The organism is Lysobacter daejeonensis GH1-9 (genome assembly GCF_000768355.1).
GTDB lineage: Bacteria > Pseudomonadota > Gammaproteobacteria > Xanthomonadales > Xanthomonadaceae > Aerolutibacter > Aerolutibacter daejeonensis.
Genome location: NZ_AVPU01000077.1, coordinates 1 through 990 on the forward strand (window position 1 = coordinate 1; position 990 = coordinate 990).

The window sequence follows — 990 nt, forward strand, 5'->3', positions numbered from 1 at the left end:
CGCGGCTCGGCTTAATTCATGCGTTAGGCCCCTATGCGAACACGGAAGGATTACGAGCTAGCACTAGGAGTAGTTGGGGAGGCTGTTCGCTCCTGGGATCCTTACGCACTCCTTTCAGACGGTGCGCCAGCGTCTGAGTTCGAGGCAGAGATTGCTACCCTTGCGGCTCGAGTCCCGCACATTCACGACGCTACTGACGCAGCCCAAACTGTCTCGGACGTGTTTGCTGAGGCTTTCGACTCGTCGTTGTTTACCCCGGCCGCGTGCGCGGAGGTGGGGGCGCAGTTGTTCTTAGGTCTTTCTCGGGCAGGCCTGGTGTCGGGGCCTAATAATTCATTCAAGCCGAAGCCGCTTCGCGGCTCGGCTTAATTCAGGCGTTAGACCTTATGTACGTGCTCTCTGAGCAGTTGGACACAGACGGCGACCCAAACGTGCCCTTCCGGCGGTACGCGGAGTACTTGGCGCAGAACCGTTCAAGATTTCCCACAGCCGCGTACAACCTTGCGTCATCCGGCTTGCTACTTAACGCATCCGATCCTCGATGCCCTCACGACGGCTGGCTTGAGTGGGCTAAATTCGAGGAGCCCTCGGAGGGCGAGCGTCACGAGATTCGGTCATTGAGCCTTCGGGTTCGCCTGCTAGGCGCTTACCACGATCGATTCATAGAGCTGTTCTACCCGCAGGTCTTCTCCTACGCCATGAGCAACCCCCACTCGGCGGCAGGTCACTTTGACTGGCGATACAGCGAGATCCGACTCAGCGATAAGGGCAACGTGATCCACGAGATCGAATGGGCAGGCCCGCCCGGCATGGAAGCACGCTGGATAATTGAAGCATCTGATGTACAGCTAGACACCTTTCCCCTGGATAAGGTCTAACAATTCATTCAAGCCGAAGCCGCTTCGCGGCTCGGCTTAATTCAGGCGTTAGGCGCCCATGAAACTTCTCAATAGCCCAAGAAGCATGGGTTCTACCCCGAAATCACGGACG

At 57.5% G+C, this 990-nt stretch carries 2 protein-coding genes; both read left to right on the forward strand.

The features are described from left to right. Positions 1-33: 33 nt before the first annotated feature. Positions 34-369, forward strand: a complete 336-nt coding sequence (locus tag N800_RS16575) for a DUF1871 family protein (protein ID WP_084087765.1) — start codon at positions 34-36, stop codon at positions 367-369. Between the two features lie 17 nt (positions 370-386). Then, entirely contained in the window at positions 387-878 is a 492-nt protein-coding gene (locus N800_RS15035; protein WP_036140548.1) for a hypothetical protein, read from the forward strand. Positions 879-990: the final 112 nt, after the last annotated feature.

Coding starts and splice junctions, on each gene's coding strand:
- N800_RS16575 (WP_084087765.1), top strand. CDS start 34: ATGCGAACACGGAAGGATTACGAGCTAGCACTAGGAGTAGTTGGGGAG.
- N800_RS15035 (WP_036140548.1), top strand. CDS start 387: ATGTACGTGCTCTCTGAGCAGTTGGACACAGACGGCGACCCAAACGTG.